Annotated in this window: 12 protein-coding genes and 1 tRNA gene; 3 read left to right on the forward strand and 10 right to left on the reverse strand. The window is 63.5% G+C overall.

Annotated elements, in window-relative coordinates; translation table 11 throughout:
- Positions 1–364: 364 nt before the first annotated feature.
- Positions 365–454, reverse strand: a tRNA-Ser gene (locus FNU79_RS10850).
- Positions 455–635: 181 nt separating this feature from the next.
- On the opposite strand from FNU79_RS10850, the gene murJ reads away from it, so the two are divergent.
- Positions 636–2,234 carry a murein biosynthesis integral membrane protein MurJ gene (gene murJ, locus FNU79_RS10855; protein ID WP_143720873.1) on the forward strand — a complete coding sequence of 533 codons (1,599 nt, stop codon included), beginning with the start codon at positions 636–638 and terminating at the stop codon, positions 2,232–2,234.
- A 33-nt stretch (positions 2,235–2,267) separates the two neighbouring features.
- On the opposite strand, the gene FNU79_RS10860 is transcribed toward murJ, so the two are convergent.
- The 7 genes from FNU79_RS10860 to FNU79_RS10885 all read right to left on the reverse strand — a co-directional run bounded on the left by FNU79_RS10860 (position 2,268) and on the right by FNU79_RS10885 (position 8,988).
- Positions 2,268–3,392: a DUF58 domain-containing protein gene (locus tag FNU79_RS10860; protein WP_143720874.1), complete on the reverse strand. Its 1,125-nt coding sequence runs from the start codon at positions 3,390–3,392 to the stop codon at positions 2,268–2,270.
- Complete coding sequence (locus tag FNU79_RS10865; protein ID WP_143720875.1) at positions 3,389–4,396, reverse strand: AAA family ATPase; 1,008 nt, start codon at positions 4,394–4,396, stop codon at positions 3,389–3,391. Before FNU79_RS10865 ends, FNU79_RS10860 begins: the two co-directional genes overlap by 4 nt.
- Complete coding sequence (locus tag FNU79_RS10870; protein WP_143720876.1) at positions 4,393–5,760, reverse strand: DUF4129 domain-containing protein; 1,368 nt, start codon at positions 5,758–5,760, stop codon at positions 4,393–4,395. Before FNU79_RS10870 ends, FNU79_RS10865 begins: the two co-directional genes overlap by 4 nt.
- 155 nt (positions 5,761–5,915) lie before the next feature.
- Entirely contained in the window at positions 5,916–6,092 is a 177-nt protein-coding gene (locus FNU79_RS19130) for a hypothetical protein (RefSeq protein WP_185974685.1), read from the reverse strand.
- Positions 6,093–6,168: 76 nt separating this feature from the next.
- A complete protein-coding gene (locus FNU79_RS10875) occupies positions 6,169–6,690 on the reverse strand; it encodes an isoprenylcysteine carboxyl methyltransferase family protein (RefSeq protein WP_143720877.1) in 522 nt (173 codons plus the stop codon).
- Positions 6,687–7,769 carry a type III polyketide synthase gene (locus FNU79_RS10880; RefSeq protein ID WP_143720878.1) on the reverse strand — a complete coding sequence of 361 codons (1,083 nt, stop codon included), beginning with the start codon at positions 7,767–7,769 and terminating at the stop codon, positions 6,687–6,689. The genes FNU79_RS10875 and FNU79_RS10880 overlap by 4 nt, the downstream gene beginning before the upstream one ends.
- A gap of 187 nt (positions 7,770–7,956) precedes the next feature.
- Entirely contained in the window at positions 7,957–8,988 is a 1,032-nt protein-coding gene (locus FNU79_RS10885) for a PhoH family protein (protein WP_225430020.1), read from the reverse strand.
- A gap of 371 nt (positions 8,989–9,359) precedes the next feature.
- On the opposite strand from FNU79_RS10885, the gene aroE reads away from it, so the two are divergent.
- Positions 9,360–10,244 (forward strand): shikimate dehydrogenase, encoded by an 885-nt coding sequence (gene aroE, locus FNU79_RS10890; RefSeq protein WP_143720880.1) that lies wholly within the window; start codon positions 9,360–9,362, stop codon positions 10,242–10,244.
- Positions 10,241–13,705, forward strand: a complete 3,465-nt coding sequence (locus FNU79_RS10895; protein ID WP_143720881.1) for a CHASE domain-containing protein — start codon at positions 10,241–10,243, stop codon at positions 13,703–13,705. Before aroE ends, FNU79_RS10895 begins: the two co-directional genes overlap by 4 nt.
- A gap of 71 nt (positions 13,706–13,776) precedes the next feature.
- Here FNU79_RS10895 and FNU79_RS10900 read toward each other — a convergent pair whose 3' ends face one another.
- Both FNU79_RS10900 and FNU79_RS10905 read right to left on the reverse strand, forming a co-directional pair.
- On the reverse strand, positions 13,777–15,198 hold the full coding sequence (locus FNU79_RS10900) for a hypothetical protein (protein WP_143720882.1): 1,422 nt from the start codon (positions 15,196–15,198) through the stop codon (positions 13,777–13,779).
- 123 nt (positions 15,199–15,321) lie between these two features.
- Positions 15,322–16,932, reverse strand: a complete 1,611-nt coding sequence (locus FNU79_RS10905; protein ID WP_143720883.1) for an ABC transporter ATP-binding protein — start codon at positions 16,930–16,932, stop codon at positions 15,322–15,324.
- Positions 16,933–16,969 lie beyond the last annotated feature (37 nt).

Below are 16,969 nucleotides of genomic sequence, written 5' to 3' on the forward strand. Positions count from 1 at the left end.
CAGAAACAAGAAGACGAAAATTCGCCAAAGGGGTGGAGGTTACACTTTTTCGGCTAAGATTTAGAATGTGCAGCGTCTCGAAAATCTGTTCGAGACACTAACTTTCGTCAGCTCAGCGCTCAGTATCCAAAAAGCCTGCCAGAATTTCCTTATCTGACCTTTAGCCTACAGATTGCCTCTGGGTATATAAAATTGACCTTGCAGAAAAGCACATCAGCTCTGCTGTAGGCCGGAGGTATGATTCCGTTTCCTAGACTTCTTCCAGCCGAAAAGTAAATCTACAATCCATCCAAAAAAAGCCGCACTCTCTTGAGGAGGTGCGGCTCTTCTGATATTGGAGCGAATACTTTTTGGTTCTTAGCGGTGGCGGAGAGGGTGGGATTTGAACCCACGGTACAGTTGCCCGTACTTCAGTTTTCGAGACTGACCCATTCAACCGCTCTGGCACCTCTCCACACGCTCGGCACTCACGCCGAGCACGTGAGCGAGGCGAAGTGTAGCACGCGCTCAGGACGCCTTCAAGGGGACACGCCGAAACGGAGGGCGCAGTCAGCGCTCTTCATCGTTTTGGCAGGAAGCGGCGCTACAGTAGGGCCGATGCTTCGTTTTCCTTTCCCCCCGGTCAGTTCGCGCCGATGAGCGCTCCCGAAACCGCTGAAACGCCCGCTTCCGAAGCGACCTTACCGCCTGCCCCGGTTCCCCGCTCGGCAGCCCGCAACACGCTCATTGTGATGGCGGGCACGCTGGGTTCGCGCTTATCCGGGGTGGTGCGCCAGCAGCTCATCAACGGCTTTGGCAACGAACTGCTCGACGCTTTTACCATCGCCTCGCGGGTGCCCAACCTGTTCCGCGAACTGCTGGCCGAGGGCGCACTGGTCAACTCGTTTATTCCCGTCTACAAGTCGCTCGGCAGTGATGAGAAATCCCAACTCGCCCGCACTTTTTCCGGCGCACTGATCGGCATCAACTTGATCTTGATGGTGTTGGGCATCTTGGCCGCGCCGTGGATCGTTGACCTTTTGGTGGCCAAAAACGCCAATATCGACACCGGCTTGGCTATTTATATGACCCGCCTGGTGATGCCGTTCCTTACGCTAATCAGCCTGGCATCGATTGCCATGGGCCTGCTCAACGCCGACGAGCATTTTCGCGAATCGAGTTTTGCACCAATTGCCTTCAACGCCGTCTCTATCGTCATTTTGCTGGTGGCTACAGTGCTATTTCCGCACTCGGCGACCTGGCTGGCGCTGAGTTGGCTGCTCGGCGGGCTGGCGCAACTGCTGGTGCAGCTTCCGGCACTGGGCAAGTACGGCCTGCTGCCCACTCCGCAGCTGATGACCCACCCGGCGCTGGGGCGGGTGCTGGTGCAGATGGCCCCGTTTACCCTGACGACGGGCGCACGGCAGATTCTCAATATCTATGTGCAGCGTCTGCTGACCAACGCCGCCTTTTTTCCGTCGGGCACCGCCTTTGCCTACAGCAATGCCGAAACTTTGTTCACGATGGTCAACGGGCTGTTCGTGGTGAGTCCGGCGCTGGCGCTGTTTCCGAGATTCTCGCAACTGGCCGCCGACAACGATTGGCCGAGCTTCAAGGAGCTGACGTACAGCACCCTCAAAACCGTCACCTTTCTGGCGGCTCCAGCCAGCGCCCTGCTGGTGGCGCTCTCAGGCTACGCCATCGGCATTTTCGATTTGCGCGGCAACATGCCGCTCGACCGCTTCACCTCCGGCACGCTGATTCTGACCGGCTGGGCAATAGCGTTGGTGCCGTGGGCGATCAATACCGTCTTGCTGCGAACCTTTTACGCCCGGCAGCGCACCCGCGAGGCGGTGGTGGTCAGTGCGGTGGGCTTTTTATTGGAAGTGCTGCTCTACAATGTGGTGGTGCCGCGCCTCGGCCTGATCGGCTTCGGGATTTCCACGACGATTTCGGGTGTGGTGGTGTGCTTCTCACTGATTTACCTCTACGGACGCCAGCTCGGATTCTCAGTGCCGAACTTGGCCTTTTACTTGGCCCGCGTGGTGGGGTTATCGGTCATCGCGGGCATCGTGGCCAAGTTGGTCTCGCTGCCGCTGCCCAACCCCGGCCCCCATCAATTGCTGCTGAGCATCTTCGTGCTGGCGCTGGCGGGCGGTTTGGGGCTGGCGAGCTACTTGGGCCTCGCGGCGGCGCTCAATGTCGGGCAGGCCAGAGGACTGATCAGCGGCGTCCGGAGGCGAATGGGGCGCTGAGAGAAGCGAACTCCAGAGTGCCATTTCATCCTCTCAGGCCAGCCGCAGCACGCTTTGATTGCCGCGCAGCACATACACCAGCACCCCGGCGTCGGCCAGTACACCGGCTCGGCGCTCCAAGTCGCGCACCGTGCTGGAAAGTCCGACCCACTGGCGGCGCGGCGACTCGCCGGGTTCGAGGTAAAAGCCCTCGGGCATCACCACGATGACCACCCGTTTGGCGCGGGTTCTGGCCCGCAGCGCCGCCGTCAGTACGTCGCTGGGCGCGTGTTGGGTCAGCACGATCACGTTGCTGCCCGCCGCTTGCTCGCTCAAATCGGGCAAGGCGGTCTCGGCGGGCTGAGCTTGCAAGGTGGCCAGCTTAGAGAGGGCGGCTTGCAGGGCCAGCGGCGTGCGGCCTGGAGGGGTCGCGCCCTGCGGCGTGCTGAGCGAGATCGGCAACTCGGATTTGAGCGCCTCGCTGATCAAGCTGGCCGAGAGCCGCACCGCGCTTTCCAAAAAAACGTCGTCGCCACGGGTATCCACGAACACCAAGAGGCGGCTGCTGGCGGTGCGTTCCAGTTCGCGCACGGTCAGCTCGCCGGTGCGGGCCGAGAGTCGCCAGTGAATCCGGCTGGGCGGGTCGCCGGGCGAGTAAGGCCGCGCCCCGCGCAGGCTCAGCGGATCGTCCAGCCCCAGCGTGCGGGAAAGTGCGCCTTCCGAGAGCAGCGGGCGCAGCAAGTCCGGCAGCGCCAAGCCGTGAATGCCGGGGTAGACTTCCATGCGCGTGCCAAAACGGAGCCGGGTGCTGCGCCAGAACAGCCCGAACGGATCGGCCCAGCGCAGCGTGGTGGCGGGCCAATGGTACTCCCCTCTGGCATTGAGGTGCAGCGAGCCGCTGAGTTCGGCTTCTCCGCTTTGCCACAGCCAGCCTGCCCAGCGCCACTGCCGATCCGCAATGATGGTCAGCGGCGGCGCGTCCTCAATGACGTAGCGCAGCGGCAGGCGGGAAGAGAGCTTGATGTGAATGCGGCAACCCACATCGCGGCCCACGAATCCGGCGGGCGGCACCTCGCGGCTGAGTTCGAGCTGCGGTGCTCGGCGGTAGGCGGCCCAGATCAGACCAAAGAGCAGCAGCAGCAAAGCCGCCCAAGCCAGTACCCAGACATCCAGAATCATGCTCGGCCCGCTGCCCCCTCACTTCCCGCTGTTTCCTTCGGAATTGTCTCTGCCGGAACGGGCACGCTGCGCATCACTTCTTCCACCACCTGCACGTCGCGCAGTCCCAGCAAGCGGGCTTCAGTGCCTAAAGTCAGGCGGTGGGCCAGCACGGCGGGAGCGACTTCCTTGACATCGTCGGGCAGCACGTAGGCGCGTCCACTCAGTGCCGCCAGCGCCTGAGCCACGCCTTGCAGGGCGAGGCTGGCACGCGGCCCGCCGCCGAGCAGCACCTGCGGGTGGGCGCGGGTGGCCGCCGTGAGCTGGGCAATGTAGCGCCGCAGCGCCGCGTCCACGTACACCTCACGGGACGCTTGACGGGCGCTGAGAAGTTCCTCTGGCGTAGCGACAGCCTCCAGCGTGTTGATCGGGTGAGTGCTCTGCAAGCGGTCGAGGAGAGCCACCTCCTCGTCCAGCGTGGGGTAGCCCACCGAGAGGCGCAGCAAAAAGCGGTCGAGTTGCGCTTCGGGCAATCGGTAAGTGCCCTCGTGTTCGACGGGGTTCTGGGTGGCCATCACGAAAAAGGGCTGCTCAAGCGTGTGGGTCACGCCGGACTCGGTGACTTGGCTCTCGCCCATGGCCTCCAGCAGCGCCGACTGGGTTTTGGGGGTGGCGCGGTTGATCTCGTCGGCCAGCAGCACGCCCGCAAAAATCGGCCCCGGCACGAACACGAATTCGCCGCCCTTGTAAATGCTCACGCCGGTCACGTCGCTGGGCAGCAAATCGGGCGTGAACTGCACCCGCTTGAATTTCAGGCCCAGCGAGGCGGCGACGGCGCGGGCCAGCATGGTTTTGCCGGTGCCGGGCGCGTCTTCCAGGAGGACGTGACCGCCTGCCAGCGCCGCCGCCAGAACAAGGCGGGTGACGCGCTGCTTACCGACCAGCACGCGGGCCACGTTGGTTTCTAAGCGCTCGGCCCAGCGCTGCAAGTCTTGAAGGGGAAGGGGGGGTGTGATTTGAGTCATGCGGGCCTCTGGGGTGAAGGGGTGGGGGCTTGGTCTAAAGGATGCAGGAGGCGCTGGACTTCGGCGGCGCTCTGCTCGGCGGCCTCGGCTTGCTGGTCGCCGACCTCGCCGCCGTAGCGCACCGGACGGTAAGCTTCGGTAAGCTGGGCGAGCGGCAGCGCGGTTTCGGGCCAGCGGGCAGCGGCGCGGCGCAGCAGTTCGTCGGGGGTTTCGCTTTCCAAGCGGCCCAGGCCCTGAGCGGCCATGAAGCGCAAAGTGGCGGCGTAAGCGGCGCGAACCCGTCCCAGCGGCTCGCCATAAGCGTGGGGACTGGGTGGGGTGAGTGCCGCCTCGGTGGGTTCATCTTCGGGAGCTTCCTTGAGCCTCAGGACCAACCAGGCCGCGCCCGCCAGCAGCACGAAGCTCAGCGCGGCCACCGTCCAAATCAGCCAAGTCGGAATGAAAAGGGGCTGGAAGGGCGGCCTCTGGTGGGCGCTACCAGCCGCCTGAACTTGCTGCGCCGCCTGCGGTTCAATCACGGTGCCCACCACCCGGTAGATGGCTTCCGGTTGCAGCAGCAAGCCCAAGATAAACAGACCGGCGGCGGCAAGCAGCACCAGCGGCACCACCCAGAACAGCGGGTGAATGCGCCCCCAACCTATTTTCCAGCCGCGCCGCAAAATCGTTAAGCACAGCAGCAGCATCCCCATCAGCGGCAAGTTGGCGGCGTTGAGCAAGGTGGCGACAGTGGCGGCTTCGCGGATTCGAGCGGGCGTGGGCGGCTTAGGCACCCTGCTGACTGGAGTGCCGGGTAACGCAGTCGGCGGGGCGGCGGGCCGGGTGATGCGCTGCACTACATCAATCGGCGTGCGGTTAAGGTGCAGCGGCGCGGGGCGGGGCAAGGTGGCCACCGCCAGCAGTACGGCCAGCAGCGCCGCACCTGCAATTCCCAAGGGCCGGTTGAAGCGTGGAGCAGTCGGCGGCCTGAGCGCCTGCGCTTCCCCGAGCTGTTCGCGGCCACCCAGTCCGACTGCGCCGATCAGCAGGCCCAGCAACCCCAGCGGGGTCGGCGCGAGCAGCAACACCCCCGCCGGAAGCAGCAGCGCCCAGCGTTGCCCGCCGCGCAGGCTGTGAATGCCCGCCGCCAAGACCAGCGACAGCGGGCCAGTGATGACGAATGTCAGCGCGGCGCTGCGCAGGTCGGGCAACTGCAGGAGCGCTGCCAGTAAAGCCAGCGGCAGCAAACTCAGGGCCAGCGTCGCCGCCGATTTCGCAGAACTCCTGATGATGAGGCCCACGGCCACGCTCTGCGCCAAGCACAGCCACCAAGCTTGTAATCCCAGCGCCGTCCACGGCAAAGCGGCGAGAAAAAGGGCGGGCGTCACGCTCTTAGTATGCGGCGCGGCGGCCCAAAGTTCCCTGAGCGCTGACCTGACTAAACCGTAGGCCTGACCAAACCGCAGCCCTGAATAAACCGCAAGCCAAAGACCAGCAAAAAGCGCCCGAGTCGCCCCGGACGCTTCGGCTCACTGCTCAGGCCTTACTTTTCTTCTTCGGCGTCGCCGCCCATGTTGCTGCTGGGCGGATCAGAGGTGATCATGCTGCCGATTTCCGCAACGTCGTGGGCATCTAAGCCCTTTTTCTGAGCGCTTTCTGGAGCGGGGGGCAGGTTCTGTTCTTCGGGAGGGCCGGGATTGATGCCGTGTTTGTCGGTCATACTTTGATTCTCCTTGTGCTGCTTAGCCTAACGCCTGAGCCCGGTCACGGTCTTAAAGGGACGTTTAGACGTGGTTTCATGAGGTCTGACGTTCGTAGTCTTTCAGCGCCCGGTTCTCGGCGGGAATACGGATCAGCAGCAGTAAAGCAGCGTTCAGCAAGCTGGCCCAAAAAGCGGTACGGGTCGCCCCCACGCTCAACGGGACGCTCAGGAGTTCGGCGACCACCACCATGTAATTGGGGTGCTTCAAGTACCGAAACGGCCCGCCGGTGACGCGCTCCGCATTTGGCACAATCAAAATGCGGGTGTTCCACTGCTTGCCCAGCGTGTGCATGATCCAGTAGCGCAGCGGCTGAAGCGCGAGTGCTGTGAGCAGCCAGCCCCAGCGCACCTCACCTTTGTTGGCGCGGCCCTCGACCCAGAATCCCAGCAGCCACGCCGGATGCAGCACGAAAAAGAGCGGGTAATGCTCACGGCCGTATTCGGTTGCGCCGCCCTCGCGTGCCCACGCTTCGTTCTGGCGGGCGCGGCGCACTTCGAGGAGGCGCTGGGCAATCAGGGCGGTGACCAGATACGGCGTCAGCTTGGCGGCTTTCATGCGCTGTCTTTAGGAAATTCCACCAGCACGTGCTCCGCTGCAAAGCCTGGCCCCATGGCGCTGAGCAGCCCCTTGCCCTGCGGCTGACCCCTGAGCGCTTCATCCAGCACGAACAGCACGGTGGCGCTGCTCATGTTGCCGTGTTCGCGCAGCACTTTGCGCGAGGTGTCGAGCGCTCCTCCGGGCAATTCCAGCACCGTTTCGTAAGCGCTCAGCACCTTGACGCCGCCGGGATGCACCACATAAGTGCCGACTTCGTCCTTCGTCCAACCGAAATGGGTCAGCGCTTCTTCCACGTTGCCGCGCATCATCTGCGTCACCAGCGCCGGAATATCGCGCGAAAATCTGACCTTGAGTCCTTCGTCAGCCACGTCCCAGCCCATGATGTCGGCGCTGTCTTCAATCAAGGTGCTGAAGGCCCCGTGGAGCCGCAGCAGCCCGCCGCCCACCTCGCCGAAGTCGCCCAAATCCGGCCCCAGCACCAGCGCCGCGCCGCCGTCTGCAAACAGAGCGGTGCCCACGAAGTTGCTCTTGGACTCGTCGTTTTGCACCAAAGTCAAACTGCACAGCTCCACGGCCAGATACAACACGTTTTTGTATCCGGCCCTGACCAAGTCGGCGGCGCGGGCCAGTCCAGCCGCGCCGCCCGCACAGCCCAGACCCCACAGCGGCAGCCTCGCGGCGTGGCGGTTGATGCCCATGCGCTCCATCAGGGCGCTCTCCAAGCTCGGCGTGCTGATCCCGGTACTGGTCACGAACACGAAGGCGTCCACATCCTGCGCCGTAAGGCCGGCTTGGTCAAGCGCTTTTTGGCACAGCCGCTGACCGAGTTCGAGCGTGACTTCCACATACACGGCATTTTTCTCGGCAAAGCCGTGCGGCTGCAAATACCACTCCGGCGGGCGCGAAATGGCCCGCGTATCGATCTGGGCGTTGTCGAAAACAGCCAGCATGGTCTGGCGCTGGCTCATGCGCGGGAAAAGTTGTTTGACGGCCTCGCGGCTCTCAGCTTGAGTAACGGTGTGCGGTGGTGTTCCAACGGCCAGCGAGCGCACCACCGGCAAGGGATAAACAGACATTCGGGCATTGTGCCGCCTGTTTGGACCAGCAAACAAACTGCGCGGCCCAATTGCCCCGCTGCTTCCCCAGAGTGTTGAGAAAAGGTCAAGCAAGCTGACGGCGCTGATCAGAAAATGGCGTGCTGAGCCAAAAAATCCCCCGCCTCAGCAATGAAGCTGGAGCGGGGGCAGAGGGCGAGTGAGGCGGTTAACCTTCGCTGCTGCCCTTGTCGTTTTCGGGAATGCTCTGCAAGTCGCCGCGCCTGGCCGCCCGCTTGTCTTGCTCGGCGTTTTCGGCTTGCTCGTAGGCCCGAATAATTTTGCCCACCAAGGGGTGGCGCACCACGTCCACGTCTGTGAACTCGTGCCAGGCGATGCCCTCGATCTGGCTGAGGATGCGCTTGGAAATGGCCAGGCCGCTGGTGACGTGTCTGGGCAAATCGATCTGGGTCACGTCGCCGGTGACCACCACTTTGCTGCTGAAGCCCATGCGGGTCAGAAACATCTTCATCTGCTCGCCGGTGGTGTTTTGGGCTTCGTCTAAAATCACAAAGGCGTCATTGAGCGTACGGCCCCGCATGAAGGCCAGTGGAGCCACTTCAATCACGCCGCTGGTCAAATACGCTTCGAACTTCTCTTGGTCGAGCATATCGTAGAGCGCGTCATAAAGTGGGCGCAAATAAGGATCAATTTTAGCCTGTAAATCACCCGGCAAGAAGCCCAGTTTCTCGCCTGCTTCGACGGCGGGGCGTGTCAAGATGATTCGCTTGACTTTCTTGGATTTCAGCGCATTGACGGCCATTGCCACCGCCAAATACGTCTTGCCAGTTCCGGCAGGACCAATTCCAAAGGTAATATCGCTGCTTTCGACTTTTTCGAGGTAAATCTTTTGGCCCGGCGTCTTGGGTTTGATGCCTCTGGGCAAAACGGGAGCGCTGCTGGTTTCGGCAGCGAGGCTGCGGCCCTCGCCGTTGAGATTGGCAATCCGGTCGACCGCTTCGGGCGTGACTTCGTGGCCGCCTCTGACCAGTTCCAGCGCGTCTTTGACCATTCGCTCTGCCGAGGCGACCTGCGCCGCGTCCTGACCGCTGATGGTGACGGTGTCGCCCCGCGCAGTCAGGCGTGCGGGTGTGCGCTCACGCATCCGGCGCAAATTGACGTCGCCCGTACCGAGCAAGTTGAGCGCTTCTTCCGGTGAGTTAAGGCGAATTTGGGCAGTAATCAGCGTTTGTTCGTTCAAGGGAACTCCTGTGAGAGCTGAGGTGGGCAAAGCTGTGTTTCAGAAATAGAGAAGTCTCCACAAGGCAAAATTCCCCCTCACACACGGCGGGGAGGAGGGAACAGGAAACCGTTTCTGATGTCTCTATTTTCAGGGCTCTGCTCTGCGCTAGCCGTGCGCTGGTCTACATTGTGTCTTTAGAGTCTTGGAGGCAAATCAGCGGGCGGTAAGCTGCTGGGGGAGCAGCCGCGAAGAGCGCTCCAGCAAGAGGCTCAGAGTGTTCAGGTCAGCCGTTCATCCCCCAATTCTGACAAGAAGGTAAACCCCAGCGAAAGCGCCAATTGGCTTAAGCCAGCGCCGCAAAGCCCACTGAGCCAGTAAACTGACCCCTAATGAACGACGCAGGCGAACGTAAAACACAAAGCAAAGCGCCGCAGCGGGCCTACCTGTTCGCTGATCCGGTGTCGCACACCTTGTCGCCGGCCATGCACAACGCGGCCTTCGCGGCGTGCGGCCTGGTGGCCCACTACGCGGCGCGGCACGTCCGGCCCGCTGAGCTGGGCGCGGCTGTTGCCAGCTTGCGCCAAGTTGACGTGCTGGGTGCAAACCTGACTTTGCCCCACAAAGAAGCGGTTTTGCCTTTCTTGGATTCGCTGAGCGCGGCGGCCCGCTCCATCGGAGCCGTCAACACCATCATCAACCGGGGCGGCCAGCTTCACGGCGACAACACCGACGCGCCGGGATTTTTGGCGGCGCTGGCAGCCGCGCAGGCGGGCAACTCGGATACGGCCGCAGGCAGCGCGGTGGTGTTGGGTGCGGGCGGCGCGGCGCGGGCCGCCGTCTACGCGCTGCGCTCACAGGGCCGCCGAGTCTACGTCATCAACCGCACGCTCAGCAAAGCCCAGTCGCTGTGCGGCGATTTGGGCGGCGAGGCACGCGAGCGCCAAAACGTGCCCTGGGCCGAGGTCAACCTGATCGTCAACGCTTCGAGTGCGGGCCTCGGCAACCCGCAGGAGACGCCGCTGCCCGACTTTGAGTTCAGCAGTTTGCCGCCTTCGGCCCTGATTTACGACATGGTCTACAAGCCCGCTGAAACCCGCTTGTTGCGTAAAGCCAGAGCAGCCGGCCTGAGCACCGAAAACGGACTGGGAATGCTGGCGCAGCAAGCACGGCTGGCTTTCATGGCTTGGACAAACTGCCAGCCTGCTATCGAAGTCTTTTTAGACGCGCTCTCTGAAAACCAGCCTCAGGCCCGCGTGGAGGATTCACCGCCTTGAGCACTTCCACTGAGCCCCGCTCTCCCAAACAGCGCTGGTCGCTGCGGATCACCCCGTTGGCGCTGCTGCTGACGGTGCTGCTCCTCTCTGCGTTTTTGGCGGCGCTGGTGGCCTACTTCGTGGGCGATCAGCAGCGGGCCCGCTTTCAGCGCGAGGTGGCCACCTTCGATGCCAGCTTGATGCGGCGGCTCGACAGCTACGTCAACGTGATGGTGTCCACGCGGGCGCTGTGGAGTACTGGCGCGGACATCGACCGTGCCACCTTCGGGCGCTACGTCGAAGACCTTGATTTACCTCAGCGCCTTCCCGGCGCACAGAGCATGGGGTTTGGCCGCTGGGTGCCGCCCGCGCTGCTGAGCACCTACACCCAAGATCAGCGCCGCAGCGTTCCAGATTTCAATGTTCATCCGCTGAGCCCCGGCACAGGCGGCGTGAAGATCCCGGTGACGTTTTCTGCGCCTTCCAGCACCATCAGAAGCGCCGTGTTAGGCTTTGACATGTACAGCGAAAGTGTGCGCCGCGCCGCCATCGACCAAGCCCGGCTGAGCAATCAACCCAGCGTCACCGCGCCGCTGCAACTCGTTAATGATCAGGGCCGCCCAGATCAACCTGCCGTGATTTTTTACTTGCCGGTGCAGCGCGGTGGGCTGCTCTACGGCTTCGTGTACGTGCCGGTTCGGATGAGCGATTTGCTGGGCAGTTTGGACTTGGAGCGGCGCGGCGCACCCAACCTCAACTTGGAATTGCAGATCAGTGACGGCTCAGCGCCGCTCTACGGCACTTTATCGCCGGGCGCGGTTTTTCAAGACACCTCGAAAATCGAAGTGGGCGGGCGTGTCTGGACGGTCAAGCACGCCGCGCCTGCCGACTTTGGGCGCGACTGGGCGGTGGCCGCGCCCTGGCTGGTGATGCTGGCCGGCACCTTGGTCGGCATCTTCTCTTACCTTTCGTTTCAAGCTCAGGTGCGTGCCCGCCTGCGGGCCGAGGAAGTCAGCCGCTCGCTGGCGCTGTCGCGCTCGAGTCTGGAGCGGGCGCGGGCCGAGTTCGAAGCGATCTTCAGGGCCATGCAGGACACCGCCGTGTTTACCGACACCAACAACTTGGTGCTGTACGCCAACGACGCGTTGGAGCGGCAGTTCGGCTACGCGCCCCACGAACTGCGCGGCCAGAGTATCGCTGCCCTCCACGCCGACGGGCGCATTGACCGCAGCCCGAGCTTGGAGCGCGTCACCACTGCTTACCGCCGCCGCAGTGGGCAGCTTTTTTACGGGGAAATGCAGCGCAGCGCCGTCAAAGGCGAGCGCGGCGAGGTGATCGGGCACCTCGAAGTCATTCACGACATCACTGGGCGCATCGACGCCGAGCGTGCCCTCAAAGCCGGGGAGCGACGCTACCGGGGCGTGCTGGAAGCCGTGCCGTATCCGCTGTGGGTCACGGACGGCGGTGAGATCGGCAGCGGTGCGATTGACAGCGGAGAGAGTGGCAGCAGCGAGATCGGCAACACGGACACGGGCAACGGCGGCGCGGTGGAGTACCGCAACGCCAAGTACCAGCAGACGTTCGGTGAGGCCATGCTGCGCGACGTGCTGCACCCGCAAGACCGCCCGGCCCTCGAAGCGGCGTGGCAGGAATCGCTCAGCAGCGGGAAGCCGCTGCAACTCGAGTTGAGCCTTAACGTGCTCGGCGAATTTCGCTACTTCGTGATGGTGGGTGCGCCGATTTTGGACGCGGTCGGGCGGGTCAGCGAGTGGGTCTTTTCGGTCAGTGACATTCATGACCGCTTGCAAGCCGAGCGGCGAGCCGTTCACAACGAGGAGCGCTACCGGGGCGTGCTGGAAGGCATGCCGCAGATGGTCTGGCTGACCGACGAGGAAGGTCAGCCGACCTATTTTAACCGCCGCTGGTACGATTATGTGGGCCGTGAACGCGCCCAGAGCGGTTTTTTGGCGGCCCTGCACCCCGACGACCGCCACGAATTCAGCCGCCGCTGGATGCAGGCCCTTGAACGCCGCCAACCGTTTGAATTCGAGCACCGTTTGCTCGGCGCGGGCGGTGTTTACCGGACGTTCATGACCCGCAGCGTGGCGATTCACGGCGCGGCGGGCCAACTGCCCGAATGGGTCGGCACCAGCACCGATATTGACGATCAGGTCTACGCCGAGTGGAGCTCTCGTTTGGTGGCGGCCATCAGCGGGCACCTGATCGGCGGCGAGGGCCAGACGCCCGACAGCGGTGTTCCTGGCTTGCGGGCGGCCCTGAGCTTGATGAACGAGCGCTTTACCTCAATGTCGGCGCTGTGGGTGCGCCGAAACGGTGGCCAACTGACCTCACCAATCAGTCAGGTGCGCGGCCACGTGCGTGAAGTGCGGCTGCTCTCTCACCCGGACGTAGTGCGCGGCGCGGAACAAGCGCTACTGAGTGCCGACCCTATGATTGTTGAAGGAGAGGCGCTGCTGGAAAGCAACTTATCGGGCTTGCTGCTGCTGCCACTCGGCGGCAAGCGGGTGGGCCTGACAAGTCTGGGCGGTGGCGACAGCCCGCTGCTGGCCTTCGGGTTCCGGCAAAATGTGCGTGACCGCGACCTTGAACTTGCCCAAGAACTCGCCAGCCGCCTGAGCGTGGCGTTCGAGAGCGCCCAACTCTCGCGGCGGGTGCGTGAAGCGCAAGAAGAACTGCGCGAACTCAACGTGTCGCTTGAGCAGCGCGTCAAGCAGCGCACCGCCGAGTTGGAAGAAGCCAACAGCGAATTAGAGGCTTTTAGCTACAGCGTTTCGCACGACCTGCGCACCCCGCTGCGCCACATCGTCGGGTTTGCCGACTTGTTGCAAAAAGACCCCGGCAGCACCGTCAGCGTGCGCGGCCAGCGCTACATGGGCATCATCGGCGACGCAGCTTCACGGATGGGCCAGCTCATCGACGACCTCCTCGAATTTTCGCGGATGGGCCGTCAGGAAATGCGGCAGGGCGAGGTGGCGCTGAGCACCTTGGTGGCCGAGGTGATTGCCGAGTTGCGCCTGAGTTCGCCGGGCCGCGAGGCCACTTGGGACATTAGTGAGCTGCCGCAGGTGCGCGGCGACGCGTCTTTGCTGCGCCAAGTGCTGCTCAATTTGCTGGGCAACGCCGCCAAATATAGTGCTAAGTCCGAGTCGCCCACCATTACTATGCGGGCCAACCGAACCGGCAGCGAAACCGTGCTGGAAGTGCGAGACAACGGCGTGGGCTTCGATTCGCGCTACGCCGATAAGCTGTTCGGGGTCTTTCAGCGCCTGCACCGCGCCGACGAATTTGAGGGCAGCGGCATAGGACTGGCCAACGTTCGGCGCATCGTGACCCGGCATGGTGGGCGCGTCTGGGCCGAGAGCGAGCTGGGAACCGGAGCGGTATTCTTCGTGGCCTTGCCGCACCTGACCGAGAACGCCGCGCCCGCCGGAGCGGTAGCCGAAGAAGCACTGGGGGATTAAAGGTAAGGGGTTGTAAAGTCCGCGCTCAACAAAGCGTCTCTGGCGCACTTCACGCTTGCTCGGTGAGTGGTTTACGGCTGCAAAAAGTGCTGGACTTCTTCCTGATTTCCGCTTCTGGCTTGGGCGGCGACCACCGCGTTGGAGTCCCGGCTGAGCCGCTCACGCCACTCGCCGGGCAGATTGGCGCGGGAAGCCACGTTCAGGCGCACGCCCGCATCCAAGTCGGCGGCCAGCAAAGCGAGTTGGTCGGCGCTCATCAGGGCGTGCAGCGCGGCGGCGCGGCGCACTCCAGCGTTCGCATCGGTGCAGAGCCGGGCCAGCACCGCTAAGCTCGACTGCGGACTAAGCGCGGTGGCGCGGCGCACTTCGGCATTGGCGTCCTTCGTCAGCCGCAGCAGCCGCGCTTCGCCCAGATCGGGCCGCACCGCCAGCACCGTCCTCACGGCGGCGTCTTCGTCGGTCATCAAGATGTCGATGGCCTGCTCGGGTAAGTTCATGGCGCTCGCCACATGCAGACGGATGTCTTGTTCGGGAGCGCGGGCCAGCAGCGCCACCGCTTCGTCCGGTAAATCGTCGCGTTCCAAAAGGGCGCGGCGCACCGTTTCGGCTTCGTCCTGAGCGAGGCGCAGCAGCATGTCCGGACTCAGATTGGGCCGGCGGGCCAGCGCGGCGCGGACTTCGGGGCTGGGGTCTTGCTCGGCCCTGGAGAGCCACGCCTGCGGCACCGCCCACGCCTGCAAGCTGGCTTCCCGCACCCCTTCAGTTTCGTGGGCCATCAGGGTTTGACGCACCTGGGGCGGCAAGTCGATGCGCCGCGCCAGCACCGAGAGCACGTCGGAATCGTCGTCGTCGGCCAGCAGCAGCATCAGCGGCAGCGGCAAGTCCAAACGGCGGGCCACGTGCGCCCTGACCATGCTGTGCGTGTCGCGCACGAGGCCGGCGAGGAGGCCTTCCGGCACATCGTCTCGCAGCGCCACCGCCTTCCTGACGTCATAGTCGTCGTCACTGGCGAGCTGACTCAGGAGTTCTGCGGGTAAATCTGCTCGGGCGGCGGCGGCCTCGCGCACCTGCCACAGCCCGCTTCCGGCCAGCATCCGAATCCGCCCTGCACTCAGCGACTTGCGGCGGGCCACCGCCAGCACCGCGCTGACGCTTTCGTGCCGCAGCGCCGCGTCAATCACCCAGTCCGGTGCGCCGGGCAAGCTGGCCAGCGCCGCCACGCCCACATCTGGAAACTCGGAGAGCAGGTGCGGGCGGGCCAGGCGCAACAAAGTCATGGCCGGATTGCTGAGCACTTCTTCGGGAAAGCGCTCGGAGAGCAGGCCCAAGGTGTGGGGCGGCGTATTGGGGTGGCGGGCCACCGCTGAGCGGACACGGACATCCGGGTGAACAGACAGCGTGCCGAGCAGTTCGGCAGTGGCGCGGGGCTGCTGCGCGGCGGTGAGCGCCTCGGTAGCGTCGGGCGCGGGGCGGGTGTGGGGTTCGGCGGTCATGCAGGCATTCTAGAGGGTGGGGACAGGAGAACGGATTCCCGCTGCGGCGGGGTGTGGGAAGACCACCAGAGCCGGCACTGAAGCGCTCAAGGTTCGGGGCAAGGCGCTGGGATGCTTACCGGTTTACTTCGTTGCCGAGGTGTTGGCCGCCGCGTGACCGGTCGCCGCTGGGGTGGTATTGGCCAGCGTGCTGCCAGTCATCATCAAGCCGAGTTGCGTTTCGGTGGCCTGATCGGCCTGCACCTCACCGACCACCTGGCCCTCGTACATCACCAGAATGCGGTCGGCGAGGTTCATCACTTCACCCAAGTCGGCGCTGATCAGCAGCACGGCCAGCCCCTCGTCCCGCGCTTTGACGATCTGGGCGTGAATAAACTCGATCGCCCCGATGTCCACGCCGCGCGTCGGCTGACTGGCGACCAGAATCTTGGGATTTTTTTTCATTTCGCGGGCCACAATGATCTTCTGGGCGTTGCCGCCGGAATAGCGCCCGGCTTGCAGCGCAGTCGAGCGCGGGCGCACATCGTAGGCTTCACTCAGGTCGCGGGCATTTTTCTCGATCACGTCCAGCTTGAGCAGCCCAAACGGTCCCACGAACGGAGCCTGATCCTGCTCACCCAAAATGAAGTTCTCGGCGGTGGTCATCTCCAGCACCAAGCCGCGCTCGTTGCGGTCTTCGGGGACGTGCGAGACGCCGGCTTGCCCCACCGCTTTGACGCCGTGCGCGGTTTTGCCGTCGTAGGTGATGCTGCCGCTCTGGGGCGTGATCAGGCCGGTGATGGCTTCCACCAACTGACTCTGCCCGTTGCCCTCCACGCCCGCGATGCCCACGATTTCGCCGCGCCGCACCGCGAACGAAACGTGATCGACCACTTTTTTCTTGTGTTCGTTGATCACCACCACGTCTCTCACGTCCAGCGCCACCTCACCGGGCTGGGCCGGGTCCTTGTCGACTTTGAGGGTCACTTCGCGGCCCACCATCATGTTGGCCAGCGTTTCGGTGGTGGCTCCTTTGGTGGGAATGGTGCCGATCATCTTGCCGTCGCGGATTACCGAAATGGCGTCGGAGATGTGCAGCACCTCGTGGAGCTTGTGCGAAATGAACACCACGCTGTTGCCCGCCGCCGCGTACTGGCCCTTGAGAAACTCGAACAACTCGTCGGTTTCACTGGGGGTCAGCACCGCCGTCGGCTCGTCCAAGATCAAAATGCGTGCGCCCCGGTAGAGCGTTTTGAGAATCTCGACTTTTTGCTGCATCCCTACCGGCAGGTCTTCAATTTTAGCGTCGGGGTCGAGGCCGAAGTTAAACTGCTTGATCAGTTCGGCGACTTTTTTCCGTGCTCCAGCGTAGTCGATCGCGCCGCCCTTGGTGGGTTCACTGCCCAGAATCACGTTTTCGGTGACGGTCAGCGGCTCGACCAGCATAAAGTGCTGAAACACCATCCCGATGCCCAGTTTGATGGCGTCGCTGGGGTCTTTCAAGTTGACCACCTGCCCGTCCACCACGATCTCGCCGGAGGTCGGCGGCTGTGCGCCGTAGACGATCTTGACCAGGGTGGATTTGCCCGCGCCGTTTTCGCCGCACAGCGCGTGAACGCTGCCCCATTTGACTTCCATAGAAATGTTGTCGTTGGCCAGCACCAAAGGAAAGCGCTTGGTGATGTTGCGCAGCTCAAGGGCGTAAGGCGAGTTGTGCTTGACGGGCGTCGTCACGCTGGGGGCGCTGAGGGTCATGGGTGCAGTTTAGCGCAGCCGGGAAAAGTGAACGCTC

The organism is Deinococcus detaillensis (assembly GCF_007280555.1).
Lineage (GTDB): Bacteria > Deinococcota > Deinococci > Deinococcales > Deinococcaceae > Deinococcus > Deinococcus detaillensis.